Below are 16,161 nucleotides of genomic sequence, written 5' to 3'. Positions count from 1 at the left end.
CTCCTCCTCGCCTCCTTGGGCGGGGATCTCGCGACCAACGCACAGCGCATCGCGCATGCGACGGGGTTGCGGGTCGCGCGATGCATGCCGCCTGTCGCGGTATTGGTGAACGAAGCCTGCGGTTGCATCGAGATCGACGCGGACGGCGTGGTAATCGGCACCCTCTTCTACCGGCACGGGGCTCCCCGCGCGATCACCATGTTGAGCAGCGCCGAGCGCAACGCGATGGCGCAGGGCTGGGCCGGGACGCTGCTGAAGGCATATTGGGGCGGCTACCTCAGCGTGCGGGTTCGGGGCGATGCGGTCGAGATTCTGCGCGACCCGTCGGCGGCGCTTCCCTGCTATCGCGCACAGGACGGCGACACAGCACTGTTCGCATCTGACGTGGATCTCCTGTCAGCAGCGGGCGGTCGAATTGACGGAATAGCATGGGATGCGCTCGGCCGGATTCTCTATTCCTGCGGTCTCCCGACGGCGGAGACAGCGCTTGACGGTGTTGCCACGCTGCGCCCGGGCGAGTCGATTACGCTGGAACGTCAATCCGAGCGGACGATAACGGGTTGGTCGCCCTGGGACTTTGTCGAGCCCCGGGCGGGCGAGGAGACCGCGGCGGCCACCGAGCGGTTGCGCCGTGTGATCCAGCAATGCGTTGCGGCCTGGTCGTCGCTCTATGAGCGCCCCCTGGTCAGCGTTTCCGGCGGCCTCGACTCCTCGATCGTCGCCGCCTGCCTGGCGCATGCAGGCAGGAACGCCTCCTGCCTGACCATGTATACGGACGACCCTGCGGGCGATGAGCGCGGATTCGCGAAGATCCTGTGCGATGCGCTCGATTTGCCGCTCACAGAAAGCCGCTACGCACTGGACGCGGTCGATCTGGCTCGTCCCCTCGGCGCGCACCTGCCGCGCCCTGCGGGTCGTGCGGAAGCTCAGCCCTACGAGGCCGCGCACCGCGCGCTCGCCGCGCACTTCCATGCCGATGCCTTTTTCAGCGGCAATGGCGGCGACAATGTCTTCGGCTATTCCCAATCCGCGGCCGCGCTCGCAGATCGCGCGTTGTATGAAGGGCCAGGTGCCGGTGCCTTCGCCACGCTTCGCGACATCTGTCGCCAGACCGGCGCCGGCCCGCTCCGCGTGACGCGGGCTGCGGTGCGGATCGCACGGCAGCCTGCTTGCTATCGGTGGAGACCAAGCCTGGGCTTTTTGCACCCCGAGCTCATTGCCTCGATGCGCGGCATGGCGCTGTCACATCCATGGCTGGAGGCGCCGCGATGGGCGCTTCCCGGAAAGGCAGCGCATATCGCAGGGCTAGTGCGCGCCCATCTCAATCTCGAGTCCGACCGCAGCCGGATTGCGCCTCTGATCAATCCTCTGCTGTCCCAGCCGGTCATCGAGACGTGCCTGTCGATCCCGAGCTGGCAATGGCGAGAGGGTGGCCGCGATCGGGCGGCCGCGCGGGCAGCCTTCGCTGGCAGTCTCCCGCAGGCGATTGTCGAGCGCAAGGTGAAGGGGACGCCCGACCCATTTTGCGGCGAGATCGTCCGACGCAAGCGTCACGAACTGCGCGAGCGCCTGCTGGACGGGCAGCTTGTCGCACACCGGATCCTCGATCCGGCTGCGATCGAGGAGGCTTTTCGACCGGGCCGCCTGACCACCGGCGAAGAGAATGTGCGCCTGCTCGAGCTGGTCAATGTCGAGGCCTGGCTCACCGCCTGGACATCGCGGTCGCGCGGCGCCGAGCCCGCCACAGGTCCGGGCGGAGATGACTGAAGCCTAAATGAGGGCGCTGGAAAGGCCCACGGAAGCTATCGCTGCGATGGAGCGCGGGACGGTGAGCGCGAACGCGGGAGGCCGGGTGAGCGGCCCCGCGACGGCGAATTCAGCGTGGATGCTGCATTCCGGCGTACAAGCGTGAAATAGGCGAGCCTGTGGCCTTGCTCGCGGGCCGATCGATGGCCTGCCAATGTCTCAGGGCCTGGATACGTTGGTGCTCCGAGCGTGAGACGTCGTCGAAAGCTCCTGTCGCAACGCTTCCCATCGCGCGATCTCCTCGGCGCGGCCGGGGGTCTTTACGCCGTTCAGCCAATAGTCGAACCAGTCGATCGAGCGTGTGTAGACCGCCAGCCGGTGCGCCGGCTGCCATTTGACGTGGTGCTCGTTCGGAAAGACAAAGAGTTCGATCGGGCGGCCCAGCTCGCGAAGCGCTGTGAAGGTCTGCAGCGCACTCCAATATTCGTCGTCCGAGGCCTGAGCCAGGATCGGCGCGCGAATTTCCGCCGCGTTCGGAGAAATAGCGATCTCGCGCCAGAAGGCTCGAGCGGTCTCGCTGTCATCGGTGAGCTTTGGATAGCCCATATCGTAGAACAGCCGTGCCGCGCCCGGCCCGACCCGAACGGGCAGGTTGGTTTCCCAGCAGCAACTGCTCATCGCATAGGCCGAGAACAGCTTGCTGTGCAGCAGCGCAAAGCCCGCCGTGGAGGAACCGTCGCTCAGGCCAGTGATGCCGATGCGTGCCGGATCCGCGATTCCGCGCTCGATCGCGATGCGCACGGGCGCCTCGACCGCCTCGAGCACACTGCGGCGGTCGGCAAAGCCCTTGAGGTTGATCCTGTCCGCTTCGCGGAAGTCGGTTGTGGCACGCAGGCCGACCGCGTCAGGCTTGTCGATGCTCAGCACCGCGAAGCCGCGGTTGGCGAATGCCTGGATCGGATACTCGTCACCGGTTCCGCCGCGCAGGAAACCGCGCGAGGCATATTGCACCACGACCAGCGGATAGCGGGTACCGGGCTCATAGGCGACCGGCAGCACGAGGTCGGCGAAGGACTCAAGCCCAAAGCTGTTGCGCGATCGCAAGCGCTCAACGCGGCCGCGCCGGAGATTTGCGAACTCCGGGTTCGGGTCGAACAATATATCGCGGCGCCCGCTCACAGGATCGAGCCGCTCGAGCCGGCGCGGCTGGAGCGAGCCCTCGCGCAGGCAGGTGAGCGTCTCCTCGGTCGGTACACAGCTGAGGAACAAATCCTCGGTGACGTAGAGTCGGCGCGCGCGGGCGCTGCCCGGCTTCCACTCATAGAGGGCGGTGGCGCTATTCTCCCACCCCTCGCGTCGCAGAAAACGAACCTTGTCGCCCATCCAATATGGGAAGCTCGCATCGGCGCACTCCGGCGCGCGGCACGAAAGGATGCGTTCGCCGGCACTGACGGCGAGCCGGCCGCGCGACGCGTCGAACGTCTTGGACGGAGCCTGTACCCAAGCGCGGTTTCCCGCAGGCGATTTTGCCTCGGTCCAGTTCCCTTCCTGCATTGAGGTCTTGTCGAGCAAAGCGGCCTCGTCCAGCGTCGCCTCGCGCGTCGCCGTGCTGGCGAGATCGAGGATCCAGGCTGTCCTTTCGATCGGTCCCGGCGGGAATGGCCGGTTGCTCGAAGCAGGAGAGAAGCGGTCGTCGTACCGGAATCCTGAACGACCTTCCTTGGCGATTGCGGCGATGGCTTCGCGCAGGCCGGGCCTCGTCGCATAGACGACGCTGCGCCCATCCGCGCTGATCCGGAAGTCGTCGATGTCATCGATGCTTTCTGTAATCGCCTTGCTGCCGCTGCCGTCCGTCTCGGCGCGCCAGAGCTGCACGGCGCCCTTGTCGCGCCGGCGGAAGATGATCCATTTGCCATCGGGCGACCAGCGCGGCGTGATCGGATCGGCGAACCCGGTCGGGAACCCGGCCTTGCCGCGAAAATCGAGGGCCAACCGGATGAAGTCGCCGCCGCGATCGACCACCACCGCGCGCCCCTTGGTGCGCAGATCGACCACCAGCATCGCCAGGCAATAGCCGTTGGTCGCCGGATCGCCGCGGCGGAGTTGGAAGGCCGCGTGGCGACCGTCTGGCGATACCGAGAACAGGCCATCATATTGCTGTAACGGGTCCACCGGCCCGACGTCCCGCAACCGGACAAGGTCCTCCGGCATCAGGGCGCGCATGGAATGCGGCACGGTGGCGGCCGGCGGAACGAGGTCAGCGCAGTCCGAACCTGCCCACGCCGCAGTAGGCGCGGCAAGCACGACGGCCGCCAGGGCGATACGCGGGCTCACCATTGCTTGGTCACCGAGAAGCTGACGAACCGGCCGATGGGCGACTGATTGATTGAGTCGAAGGGAATGGAGGAGGGATCCGAATTGCGGATCGGGTCCGGCTCCTCGTTTAGCAGATTTTGCACGTTCAACCGGAATTCGAGGCCGCTAAGGGGGCCATGCCGCACGGCGGGCCGGAACGCGCCGCTCAGATCCAGAGTTGTGAAGGCACCGAGACGCGCGGTTATGGGATATCGGTTGTCGAGTGTGCCATCGGCGTAGTTGAGCGATGTCGAAAGTTGGACGACTGGTGTCTCCCAACTCGCCGAGCCGCGCGCGCGGAAATGCGGCGGTGTGAAGATCAGCCCTGCACGATCTTGATAGGCCTGGTTGGCAACGGGCTGCCGGTCAGCATCGAGATAGCTGGCCGACGCCCCAAGATGGAGCCGGCTGTCACGCCCCAGCTCGGCGCTATAATCGATGGCCAGGTCGACCCCGCGGGCATGTTCGCGCGCGGTGTTGCGCAGACTCGAGTCAATCACCGCCGCGACCTGCGCTGGGTCATAATCTTGCCCGCTCTGATTCGAAAGGCCGAGTGGCGCCTCCGCTATCAGGTCCTGTAACTGCCTGGCGCTGGGCGAGCGCAGGATGAAGCCCGCGGCAGCGGGGTCGGCCAGTGCGGAAAGCGCGTCGTTGATCGGCGATGCGATCCGCCCACGATAATCGATGTCGAAATAACTCGCCTCGATGCGGAGCCCGGCGAGGAAATGGGGTTTGAACTCGATAGATAAGGTCGAACTGGTCGCGCGCTCGGCGCGCAGGTCGGGATTGCCGCCGCCGACAAGCAGCACGGTCGATCCAGCAGGGAGCGGCGGGGTCGGTTGCGGCGAGAACAGGTCCGCACTGAGCAAGACGGCCTCGCGGACCCGATTGACCTGGTCCAGCGTCGGGATCTTGAACGAACGCCCCCAGCTGTACTTGAGGGTCACGTCGGGGTGCGGGGCATAGACCAGGCCCAGCTTGGGCGTCGCGACTGCGTCGATGCCGGTATAGCGCTCGTAGCGGACCGCGGCGCTAAGGCGGAGCGCGTCGATCAGAGGCATATTATTGGCGGTGCCGACCAGCGGCACGGACAGCTCGCCATAGCCGAAAAGGCTCCCCCGGCGTTCCACGGCGTCGCGCGTCACTCGCGTGACGCCGCCGCTGATCGACCTGACATTGAAATCGAGCGCGAAGCGCCGGTAGCCGCCGCCGAAGGCAAGGCGTACGTCGCCACCGGGCAGGTGGGTGATCGGCCCCTCAGCGCTCGCCTCGAAGTTGGTGAGGTGATTATCATACGCCGATCGCCCCACCCGCAGCACCCCGTTGGTGTACCGCCGCGCATTGCTCACGGTTGAGCTCGCTCCGTCCGTCATCTCGAGGGTCGCTTCCCAGCCGGCACCTGGCCGGAGATGAAGCGACGGCGTGACGGCATAGGAGCGCACGACCGGCAAGCTGACCTGCCCGTAGAAGGTGGCCGGCGCAGTCACCGAAAACGCATTCGCCTTGCGCGAGCGGCGGTCGGCCAGCTGTGCATCCAGTTCGAACGAGGCCCAGCTCCCGATATCCTGATGGGCGGTCAGGACACCGCTCACTTGTCGACTCCCCGTCCCGATCATCTGCGAGGGATCGAGGCCGCGCGAATACGGCCGGTCATCGGCGAAGATCGGCGTTGCCTTGCTATAGTCGAGTGCGGCCATGAAGCCGCCACCTGCCCAGCGCGCGCCACCCACCCCGGAATATTGCTGTTGGACATTGCCGCCTTCGGTGGAGGCGCCGACTCGTGCGCTGGCCTGGAGGCCGTCATAGTCGCGGCGCAGGATGATGTTGGCGACGCCGCCGACGGCGTCCGAGCCGTACAGCGCAGATGCCCCGTCGGTGATCACCTCGATGCGATCAAGCGCGGCCAGCGGGATGGTCGAAATGTCGATGCCTTGATTGACGGCATCATAAGGAAGACGGTGACCATTGATGAGCGTCAACGTCGCGTCCGAACCCAACCCCCTGAGATTGAGCGTCGTCGAGTTATTGATGTTGTTGTATCCACCCTGGTCACCGCCGCCCGCGACCCCGGGGTTTTGCCCTCCGGTGTAATTCTGCGGGATGATCCGCGAAACGCTGGTGAGGTCCGGGACACCCTGCTCCTCCAATTCCCGGCGCGTCATCATGATGACCGGTGAGGGCGCGCTCGCACCGCGGATACGTGTGCCGGTCACCGTGATCTCAGTGTCGGCCCCGCCATCCTGGCCCGCTTGGGGAGGCATCCGCACAACCAGCGCCCCGGCTTGCTCCTCGACGATCAGGCCGCTGCCGCCGATCGCGAGGCGCACTGCCTGCTCGACGGTGAAATTGCCGCGCACCGCCGGTGATCGCCTGCCGCTCACGTCCTCTTCCGCGAACAGGATCTCCCGGCCACCTTGGCGAGCAAGCGCACGGAGGGTCGTCGCAAGGTCTTGCGTCGGCAGATCGAACGCTGCTGGTGATACCTGCGCGCTGGCCGGCAGGATCGCCATACCTGCATGGAATGCGGTCGCAGCGAGCAGCGTCGCGCAAAGTGCCTGTCTTGAGATCGTCATCGTCTTCCCCATCAATCGCCAGTTGCTCCGGCGTCGATGGGTTGACGCGGCACTGGGCGAACTACGGGGTCCTGGGTGAAATTATTTTAGACGGCCCTTAGGGCGTCAGCCGAAGGATCGCGCACCAAGTGAAAAGCAGGCAGTGTCTGAGCCAAACTGCGTGACAGCCTTTTGCCACGCTACGGCTCTGCTGGGCGATCTTTAACGATCACCCCTGCCCTTGGCCCGTACCGATCCTCACGTCGCGCTTGGAGTGCACGGAAGACTGAACTGATGGGGTGGATGCCCCCTTCGCCCGGCATCGTATGATGCCTGACCGGCGCGGCAGTGCGCTGGAGAAGGAAGAGCAATTGACTGACGTTCACATTCTCGCGATCGACCTTGCTAAGCGCAGCTTCCAAATCTGCGCGACCGCTGCGGGAGGAGCGGTTCTATTCAACCGGGTGGTCACGCGCGCGAAGCTTGAGACGAGCTTACAGAGAAATGAGCTCCCGTAGCGGTCGGCATCCCGGCTTGATCGCGACAATCCATGCGGACTCCGCCGAACTGCCGTTCCATGCAGATAGTCGAGATCCAGTCCGTCACGGATGGTCGTCTTGTCGACGAGTTTGATCGCATCGGTCACAGAGAACCAAAGGCGGTTGCCGTCGTCAGGCCGGAAAGCGTGCGGACGGGTTGAGATTCACCTTCGAGCGCAGCCACCCCGTTATCATTATTTCGGTCGCGCAGCGTCTGTCGACTGCACCGCGGCCGGAGAACGTGGTCCGGACGCGGACATCAACGGCACGGTGAAGTCGAAACCCAACCGCGGGGTACTGCGCTTGGCGCTGTCGAAATTCACCGGCCTGAGATCGGCGCTGACCAATTCGCCGGCTGAATTCCGCACGAACCGTTCCGGACGGCGGTTTCGCGGGCGCCGTCGCCGATGGTAAGGCGAGTGAAATTCACCGTCGCGTCGACATAGCCGCCGTCGGGCTATGCGATCAGTGCTGACACCCACTGCCGCTGATACTCGATCAGGGTGTCGGTCAATTCCGCTGAGGGAGCCGGCATCAGCAGCGTGACCAGCAACGGACGTTCGGCTGCTCGGGAGACTTCCTGGAAAGGCGCATCCATCCCCTGGGTCAGCTGCCGCACGAGGTCGGTTTGCCGGATACTGTCCAGGTAGAGCCCGGTGAGCTGGTCGTTCAAGGCCGCGTCGCTGGACGACAGGAACAAGGACGAGGTGACGATCCGGTCATCGCTCCACATCGAGAAGATGGCATCACCATTGCGTAGGGTCGCGTCCAGTCGGCAGGCAGATTCACCGATCCGGAGCTCCTGCACGACCTTTCCCTGACCGGGACGGCGCAACGTGCCGGCATCGGCGTCGAACCACTGATTTTCAATCACCGCGCCATCCGGGAAAAAGGTCAGCTCGTATATCTTTGCCGTCTTGGTCTGCCGCTTTTTGCCGAAGCCGAACATCTGATTCTCCCGACGTCATCACCCCCAGGTGATCCTCTCCGAATGGATTCGGTAAAGTATCCCCTGGATTTCCTCAATGGCTTGGCGCCCGATGGGTCCCGTTCAGGATCAGATCGATGGCAGCATCGCCGATGCGGTGCTGAGAGCTCGCGCTCGCTTGCCGACCGAAGGCCACGATGAATGCGAGGATTGGGGCGAGGAGCCCCGCCACGCGCCGCAGGACTCTCGGCCGAACGCACGTGGATTGTCATGCGAAGCGCGCCGGGGGCCTGCTTTCGGATGATCAACCGGCGCGGCAGCAAGGATAGCCAGTTTCCGCTAAACGCAGCCTGATCAACCCGGCCAAAGTCGGAGATCGTGATGACTGTCCCAGCGCAGCTACACCACGCAATGGGACCCGCAATCGCGACGTCGCCACGTCCTGGCTGATTACGAAAGCTTGGTCAGTCGAGGTGACGTTGACCGCGTCTATGCGCTTTGCCGCATTCCGAGCATGAGCGTCAAACTTGACTCAAGGGTGAATTAAAAGAACAAACTAGGAACACTGTATCGATTCCCGAGTCTGTTCAAATTATGCGAAGCCCGGCCATCCTCGATTCATTGCGCGCGCGTGTCGCGCAGATAGAGGGACGATGTGTGCGCCACGCGGTAATACCGTTCGGCATTGACGATTTTGATTTACGACTGCCCGGTGGCGGCATCGCGACCGGAGCGCTTCACGAAATAACGGGCAGCCCGGATCTGGCGGACGATGCCAGCGCGACGATTTTCCTGGCCGGCATCCTCGCCCGGATGGACGGCCCGGTCTTGTGGTGCCTTCGCTGGCGCGACCTGTTTGCGCCGGCACTCCATCTTGCTGGGCTCCACCCTGACCGTGTGATCCATGTCGAGGCCGGCAGCGATACCAATGTGCTGCTGGCGATGGAGGAATGCCTCCGCCACCCCGGCCTCGCTGGAGTCGTCGGCGAGGTCACCAAATATTCGACAACGGCGTCGAAACGGCTCCAGCTCGCGGCCGAAGGATCGGGCGTTGCCGCTTTCGTGTTCCGCCGCGCTTCAAAGAGAGACCAGACGAACGAAGGAACGGCGGCGATCACCCGCTGGCGGATATCGGCATCGCCCAGCAAAGATCTAGGCATACCGAGCCTCGGGCGTCCGCGCTGGCGAGTGGATTTGGAGCGCGTGCGTGGTGGCAACCCGCACTCATGGATCGTGGAGGCCAGTGATGCGACGGGTCGTATCGCTCTTCCTGCCGCACTGGTCGACAGACCGGCTGCGCAGGAAGGCCGCCAAGTCGCCGCCTGACGGCGACATCTCCCCCGACCGGCCGCTGGTGACAGCGATCCACGATCATGGCCGACGCATCATTGCCGCGGTCGATGCCGGCGCGCGTGCGCTTGGTATCCAGCCGGGCATGACGGTCACCAGGGCTCGGTCGTTCGCACCGGAACTGGACGTCGTCGATGCAGAGCCAGACGCAGATTTGGATGGGCTGCGCAAGATTGCGCTGTGGGCCGGGCAGCGATACTCGCCGTTCGTGTCGCCCGACGCACCGGACGGCATCTGGCTCGATATCACCGGTTGCGGCCCGCTGTTCAGCATCGAAAGGGCGCTGCTGAAGGATCTCCATCGCCGGGTCGCCTCGTTCGGCCTGTCGGTACAGATCGCCGTGGCTGACACTGCGGGCTGTGCGCATGCGGTCGCGCGCCATGTGCCGGCCGGACGTCCGGTGACGATCGAGCCGGGCGATCATCGTAAGGCCATCGCGCTGCTACCAATCTCGGCGCTGCGATTGCCGGCCAGTGACGTCGAAGGCCTGCGCAAGCTCGGCTTCGAGCGGATCGAGCAGCTGATCGGTGCGCCGCGTGCTCCGCTCGCCAAGCGGTTTGGGCGTAACCTTCATCGCCGGCTCGATCAGGCCTTGGGCAATCTGCCCGAGCCTATCGAGCCGATCTTTCCCGAACATCTGCCGCGCGCGAGGCGGGGGTTCATGGAGCCGATCGCGACGCCGGAGGCATTCACGCAGGTGATCGATGATCTCGTCGGCGACGTGGTCGGTCAGCTTGGCCGCATGGGCAAAGGCGCGCGCCGCCTCGACTGCTATTTCCACCGGGTCGATAATCATACCCAGGCTGTCCGGGTCGGGACGGCCGCGCCATCGCGCGATCAAAAGCACCTCGCCAAGCTGCTGTGCGCTAAGATCGAGACGATCGAGCCGGGCCTTGGCATTGAGGCGATGACCCTGGTCACTCCGCTGGTCGAAGCGATGGCGGCGCGGCAGGGCGAAGGGCTCGAAAGCCTGGGGCGACGTGGCCCCGATCTCGCCGCATTGGTCGATGCGCTCGCCAACCGGTTCGGCCAGCGAAGCCTGCATCGCACCGGTCCACAAGCCAGCGCTATGCCCGAGCGGTCCGTCGCGCTGTCGCCGGCACTCGGTCAAGCCAGTGGCGCGGCCTGGGATGACGATCTGCCGCGACCGTCGCGGATGCTGGCCCAGCCCGAGCCGATCACCGTGATCGCGCTCCTTCCCGATGATGCCCCGCGTCTCTTTGTCTGGCGCCGCAAACGCTATCGCGTGACGCAAGGTGACGGGCCTGAGCGCCTGCATGGCGAGTGGTGGCGCGAATCCGGCCAGGAAGCCGACAGGCCGCTGACCGTCCGCGATTATTATCAGGTCGAGACGGAAACAGGCGGCCGCTACTGGCTGTTCCGCGTTGGCGATGGGGTCAGCCAGTCCAGCGGCGATATGCGCTGGTTTATCCACGGCGCTTTCGCGTGAGTGACGGCGAACCCGCCTATGTCGAGCTGCAGGTCACGACCCATTTCAGTTTCCTGCGCGGCGCGTCATCGGCGGAAGAACTGTTCGCTGCCGCGGCGTTGCTCGGGATATCGGCCCTCGGCGTCGTGGATCGGAACTCGGTGGCCGGCATCGTGCGCGCATGGGATGCCGAGAAGACCACCGGGGTCCGCGCCATCATCGGCTGTCGACTCGACCTGCTCGATGGCACCGCGCTGCTCATCTATCCGACCGACCGCGCCGCCTATGGGCGGATGTGTCGGTTGCTCAGCGTTGGCAAGGAGCGCGCCGGCAAGGGCGCCTGTCACCTCGACTGGCCCGACGTAGCGCAGTGGCAGGAAGGCCTGATCGCGATGCTGGTCCCGGACCGGGCCGACGCGGTCGCGCAGGTGGCGCTGGCCCGGACCAAACGCATTTTCGGGGACCGGATCTATATGGCGCTGTCCGTCCGGCGACGGCCAAAGGATGCCATCCGCCTGCGCGATCTCTCGGCCATGGCCGCAGCGATGCGGGTGCCGACAGTCGCCACCAATGATGTCCTCTATCATTCGCCCGAGCGCCGGATGCTGCAGGACGTTGTCACCTGCATTCGTGAGAAATGCACGATCGACGAACTCGGCGATCGCCGTGAACAATTTGCCGACCGGCACCTGAAAACCGGCGCGGAGATGGAGCGGCTGTTCCGGCGCTATCTCAAGGATACGAGCCCGGTCGCCCGGAGCGTCGAGCTGGCGGCGCGCTGCACCTTCAGCCTCGACGAGCTCAAATACCAGTATCCCGACGAGATCGGCGATGCGGGCCGCACGCCGCAACAGGAGCTGGAGCGGCTGACCTGGGAGAAGGCGCCTGACCGCTATCCCGACGGAATCGAGGGCAAGGTCCGTTCGCAGCTCGAGCATGAGCTGAAGCTCATCGCCGATCTCGATTACGCGCCCTATTTCCTGACGGTCCATTCGATCGTCGCCGAAGCGCGGCGGCGCGAGATTCTCTGCCAGGGACGCGGCTCGGCCGCCAACTCGGCGGTCTGCTACGTACTTGGCATCACCTCGATCGACCCCGTCCGCTCGGAACTGCTCTTCGAGCGGTTTGTCTCGGCGGAGCGCCGCGAGCCGCCCGACATCGACGTCGATTTCGAGCATGAGCGCCGAGAGGAAGTGATTCAGTGGATTTACGAGACCTACGGCCGCACGCGCTCGGCGCTGACCGCGGTCGTTACCCGCTACCGAGCGCGCGGCGCAGTCCGCGAGGTCGGCAAGGCGCTCGGGCTATCCGAGGACATGACCGCCGGCCTGTCGGGCGCGGTGTGGGGCTGGAGCCGCGAAGGCGTCGAGGAAAAGCACGCCCAGGAGCTCAACATGGACCTTGGTGACAGGCGTCTGACCATGACGATCGAGCTGGCCCGGCAGCTGATCAACACGCCGCGCCATCTCTCGCAGCATCCCGGCGGGTTCGTGCTGACCCGCGACCGGCTCGACGAACTGGTGCCGATCGAGCCGGCGGCGATGGACGACCGGCAGGTCATCGAATGGGACAAGGACGATATCGACCTGCTCGGTTTCATGAAAGTCGATGTCCTGGCCCTGGGCATGTTGTCGTGCATGCGCCGGGCGTTCGAGTTTCTGGAAGATCACAAGGGCATCAAGCACGACCTCGCCACCATTCCGCCCGAGGATCCTGCCACCTATGCGATGATCCGCCAGGCGGACACCCTGGGTGTCTTCCAGATCGAGAGCAGGGCGCAGATGGCGTCGATCCCGCTGATGGCGCCGCGGACGTTCTACGATCTCGTCATCCAGGTGGCGATCGTCCGGCCCGGTCCGATCCAGGGCGACATGGTCCATCCCTATCGCCGCCGCAGGAACGGTGAGGAGAAAGTCACCTATCCGACCGAGGAACTGCGCCGAGTGCTGGAGAAGACGCTCGGCGTGCCGCTGTTCCAGGAGCAGGCGATGCGCGTCGCGATCGAATGCGCCGGCTTCACTGCCAGCCAAGCCGATCTGCTGCGCCGCGCGATGGCGACGTTCAAGCTCACCGGCGGCGTCAGCCATTTTCGCGACAAACTGATCGATGGCATGGTGAGCCGGGGTTACGAGCAAGAGTTCGCCGAGAAAACCTTCAAGCAGATCGAGGGGTTTGGCTCCTACGGCTTCCCGGAAAGCCATGCGGCAAGCTTCGCGCTGATCGCCTATGCGAGCAGCTGGATGAAATGCCATCATCCCGATGTGTTCTGCGCCGCGTTGCTCAACGCGCAGCCGATGGGCTTCTACGCGCCAGCCCAGATCGTGCGCGATGCCCGTCAGCACGGCGTCGAGGTCAGGCAGATCGATGTCAATTCCAGCCGGTGGGATTGCACGCTCGAGGCCAGCAACGGGCGCTACAAGGCTGTCCGGCTTGGCATGCGCATGATCCGCGACCTGTCGAACGACGATGCCGCCGCGATCGTCACCGCCCGGGCCGACACGCCGTTCGAAAGTGTCGAGCAAATCCAGCGTCGCGCCGGGGTCGGTCGGGGCGCGCTCGACCGGATCGGTGAAGCCGGCGGGTTCGGTTCGCTCGGTAGCAGCAGGCGCGAAGGTCTGTGGACTGTGAAGGGGCTTGGCAATGCGGCGCTGCCGTTATTTGCGGCGGCCGACGAACGCGAGGGCAAACTGCGCGATGAGGCGATCGAGCCCACTGTAGTCCTCGCGCCAATGGGCGACGGCGCCGAGGTGGTCGAGGATTATCGCGCGTCCGGCCTGTCGCTCCGCGCGCATCCGCTGGCCTTTCTTCGAGACGAGCTGAAAGCGCGCAAGATGATCACCTGCGAAGAGCTCCAGACCGTGAAGGACGGGCGATGGATCGACCTCGCCGGCATAGTGCTGGTCCGCCAGAAGCCCGGCTCGGCCAAGGGCGTCATGTTCATTACGCTCGAGGATGAGACCAACGTCGCCAACCTCGTCGTGTGGACCAATGTGTTCGAGAAGAACCGGCGAACGGTGCTTGGCGCGTCAATGATGGGCGTGCGCGGTCAGGTCCAGCGAGAGGGCGAAGTCATTCACGTCATCGCTCAGCGGCTCGACGACCTGTCGTCGCTGCTGGCGAGTGTCGGCAATCGCGGCGATGTAGCCGACATTTATCGGGTCAGTCGGGCCGACGTGGTCAAAAGTCCGGTGCGGCCCGATCCGCGCGACCCAACAGGATCGCCCTTGGGCAAGCCGCCGCGCGACATCTTCATTCCTGATTTGCGGCTCGGCTCGGGCATCATCGCCGGTCAGCCGACAGAGGGGATCAAGATCAAGCCAAGAGATTTCCGCTAGCCGACCGGCTCCTAGTCCTTGCCAATCTCACGCCAGGATTTCTCGTTGACCTCGACCCCGTGCTTCTTCGCCGCGGTCTTGATCCTTTTCCACGCAGCGTCCCGTTCGTCGTCGCTTACGTCCTTCACCTGATTGAAGCGCGCGATCGCGTTCCGAACATGGCTCGCGTTCTCAAGCGGCTCCTTGCGCTCCTTGGGGAAGGCAAACGACCCTTTGTCCAAATCGTCACGGTCTTCAGTGCTGAGCTTTGCCATCGTTACCTCCGTATGCACGCCCCCAACGATTGGGGAGGCCCTCGGGTTCTACGGTCGATGATTTCTGAGCTGAGCGCCTCGGCGTGATGCGCCGCCGGCTAGCCCACCTGCTCGACACTAAGGCTGCCCGCGGGAAGCTGCTTGAGGATGCTCTTTGCGGAAACGTTGGGATCCAGCCAATCGGCCCAGTCGGCGCGATCGAGGATGGCGATCTGGCGATCGTGATACGGCGCGATGTCAGGACCAGGTTCCATCGTGAGCATCGTGAAGGCCTCGCCGATATCGGGATTGCTTCGCCAGATTCCTGCGATGCAGAACCATGGCGCGCCCTTTCGCGTGAAGAGCCATTTGTCCTTCCGCTTCTTTTTCGGATCGTCAGGCGTCGTGAACTCATAGAAGCCGTCGGCGAGGATCAGGCACCGGCCGCTGGTGAACTCACGCCCGTCCGACCGGAAATTATAGACCGGCTTCTTGTTGGGTGCCGGCCAGCTCCATCGGCGCTGAACGAGCTCGCCGGACACGCGATTGATGCCGGTCCGGACAATCGGGGCGGTGTCGGTGATCTTGATGTCGGCGCGCGGCGCGACGTTGGGCACGCCCTCCGGGAAATCGATCTTGATCTTGAGGTCGGCGAAATCCTCGACGATCGACGCGACATCGACCTCCAGGCGGTAATCATTGCACATCGTATTTCCCGCTCCCTAACTTGCGCCTCGGCGTCGTTCCCAGTATGTTCCAAGCATGGACTCGACGCCCAGACCCTTTGATTCGGACGCGCCGTTGGGAAGCCGGCGCGCCATCATCCGGCGTAATCCGGATATTGTCGATGAAGTGGAAATGGTCGAGGCGACGTGGGGATCCGATCCCCGGTTCGGCAGCGGGACGTCTTTCCGGTTCGTTCGGTCCGAGGGACAGACGTTCCCGAGCCATCGTTGCCTGATCCCGGCGTCCGAATTTCACATGGGCATCGGCGACAAGCGCTACCGGGTGACGCTCGATGGCGGCAATTTCTTCTACCTTGCCGGCGTCTGGGAGCCGGCCATGGGCGAATGGCCGCTCAGTTACCGGATCGTCACTGTCGCGGCCAATCGCGAGGTCGCGCTTCACCAAGAGCGGCACGGCGCTATCATTCACCGCCGCCAGGTGATGCAGTGGCTGGATCGGACCGTGCCGGAGGCGGATTTGCTCGTGACGCCACCCGCGCGGACATTTCTGGTGGAGGAAATCGGCCCGGGCGCTCGGCAGCCGATGCTGGCTTTGTAAGCACAGCCTTCGCTTCAATCGCGCAAGGCCCTGGAATTACAGGACACAATTCCTAGATCGCGTGTTAAACCTTCGATATTGCGGCAGAACGCAGATGGCCAATGGCTGGGCGCCCGATGGTGCCGTTCAGGATCAGATCGCCGACAGCATCACCGATGCGGTGCTGAGCGCGCGCGCGCGCCTGCCGAGCGGCGACGGGCTCGACGAATGCGAGGATTGCGGCGAGGACATACCCGCGGCGCGTCGCAACGCTCTTCCGGGTGCGCGCACATGCGTGGCTTGCCAGGGGGAGCGCGACAAGCGGCCCGCTTTCGCAATGATCAACCGACGCGGCAGCAAGGATAGCCAGCTCCGCTAAGCGCGGACTACGTCTCTCGCGATGATTTTTCGCGTCCGTCCCCTGTTCGAGA

At 64.6% G+C, this 16,161-nt stretch carries 11 protein-coding genes; 6 read left to right on the top strand and 5 right to left on the bottom strand.

Annotated features, from left to right (window positions below):
- The first annotated feature begins 84 nt into the window (after positions 1 to 84).
- Positions 85 to 1,767 carry an asparagine synthase-related protein gene (locus G4G27_RS16640; RefSeq protein WP_183109684.1) on the top strand — a complete coding sequence of 561 codons (1,683 nt, stop codon included), beginning with the start codon at positions 85 to 87 and terminating at the stop codon, positions 1,765 to 1,767.
- A 198-nt stretch (positions 1,768 to 1,965) separates the two neighbouring features.
- Here G4G27_RS16640 and G4G27_RS16635 read toward each other — a convergent pair whose 3' ends face one another.
- From G4G27_RS16635 to G4G27_RS16625, 3 genes are all read right to left on the bottom strand, one after another.
- Positions 1,966 to 3,957 (bottom strand): Atxe2 family lasso peptide isopeptidase, encoded by a 1,992-nt coding sequence (locus G4G27_RS16635; RefSeq protein ID WP_244624375.1) that lies wholly within the window; start codon positions 3,955 to 3,957, stop codon positions 1,966 to 1,968.
- Between the two features lie 119 nt (positions 3,958 to 4,076).
- Complete coding sequence (locus G4G27_RS16630; protein ID WP_183109682.1) at positions 4,077 to 6,674, bottom strand: TonB-dependent receptor; 2,598 nt, start codon at positions 6,672 to 6,674, stop codon at positions 4,077 to 4,079.
- 975 nt (positions 6,675 to 7,649) lie between these two features.
- The gene (locus G4G27_RS16625) at positions 7,650 to 8,141 is read right to left on the bottom strand and encodes a hypothetical protein (RefSeq protein WP_183109681.1); all 492 of its coding nucleotides are present in this window, start codon (positions 8,139 to 8,141) and stop codon (positions 7,650 to 7,652) included.
- 573 nt (positions 8,142 to 8,714) lie between these two features.
- Between G4G27_RS16625 and G4G27_RS16620 the strand changes: the two genes are divergently transcribed.
- Genes G4G27_RS16620 through G4G27_RS16610 form a run of 3 tightly spaced genes read left to right on the top strand, consistent with a single transcriptional unit; the run spans position 8,715 to position 14,234 of the window.
- A complete protein-coding gene (locus G4G27_RS16620; RefSeq protein WP_183109680.1) occupies positions 8,715 to 9,446 on the top strand; it encodes a damage-inducible mutagenesis protein in 732 nt (243 codons plus the stop codon).
- Positions 9,367 to 10,920 (top strand): DUF6504 family protein, encoded by a 1,554-nt coding sequence (locus tag G4G27_RS16615; RefSeq protein WP_183109679.1) that lies wholly within the window; start codon positions 9,367 to 9,369, stop codon positions 10,918 to 10,920. The genes G4G27_RS16620 and G4G27_RS16615 overlap by 80 nt, the downstream gene beginning before the upstream one ends.
- Positions 10,917 to 14,234: an error-prone DNA polymerase gene (locus G4G27_RS16610; RefSeq protein ID WP_183109678.1), complete on the top strand. Its 3,318-nt coding sequence runs from the start codon at positions 10,917 to 10,919 to the stop codon at positions 14,232 to 14,234. The genes G4G27_RS16615 and G4G27_RS16610 overlap by 4 nt, the downstream gene beginning before the upstream one ends.
- An 11-nt stretch (positions 14,235 to 14,245) precedes the next feature.
- Here the strand turns inward: G4G27_RS16610 and G4G27_RS16605 are convergent, their stop codons facing one another.
- Both G4G27_RS16605 and G4G27_RS16600 read right to left on the bottom strand, forming a co-directional pair.
- Positions 14,246 to 14,488, bottom strand: a complete 243-nt coding sequence (locus tag G4G27_RS16605; RefSeq protein WP_183109677.1) for a DUF6582 domain-containing protein — start codon at positions 14,486 to 14,488, stop codon at positions 14,246 to 14,248.
- Between the two features lie 98 nt (positions 14,489 to 14,586).
- Positions 14,587 to 15,174, bottom strand: coding sequence for an SOS response-associated peptidase (locus tag G4G27_RS16600; protein ID WP_183109676.1), 588 nt, complete (start codon positions 15,172 to 15,174; stop codon positions 14,587 to 14,589).
- Positions 15,175 to 15,229: 55 nt separating this feature from the next.
- Between G4G27_RS16600 and G4G27_RS16595 the strand changes: the two genes are divergently transcribed.
- Both G4G27_RS16595 and G4G27_RS16590 read left to right on the top strand, forming a co-directional pair.
- Positions 15,230 to 15,751: an SOS response-associated peptidase family protein gene (locus G4G27_RS16595; protein WP_244624374.1), complete on the top strand. Its 522-nt coding sequence runs from the start codon at positions 15,230 to 15,232 to the stop codon at positions 15,749 to 15,751.
- 94 nt (positions 15,752 to 15,845) lie between these two features.
- Positions 15,846 to 16,109 carry a DksA/TraR family C4-type zinc finger protein gene (locus G4G27_RS16590; RefSeq protein ID WP_183109675.1) on the top strand — a complete coding sequence of 88 codons (264 nt, stop codon included), beginning with the start codon at positions 15,846 to 15,848 and terminating at the stop codon, positions 16,107 to 16,109.
- Positions 16,110 to 16,161 lie beyond the last annotated feature (52 nt).

It is taken from the genome of Sphingomonas sp. So64.6b (assembly GCF_014171475.1).
Lineage (GTDB): Bacteria > Pseudomonadota > Alphaproteobacteria > Sphingomonadales > Sphingomonadaceae > Sphingomonas > Sphingomonas alpina_A.
This window is presented reverse-complemented; position numbering and strand designations above follow the sequence as displayed.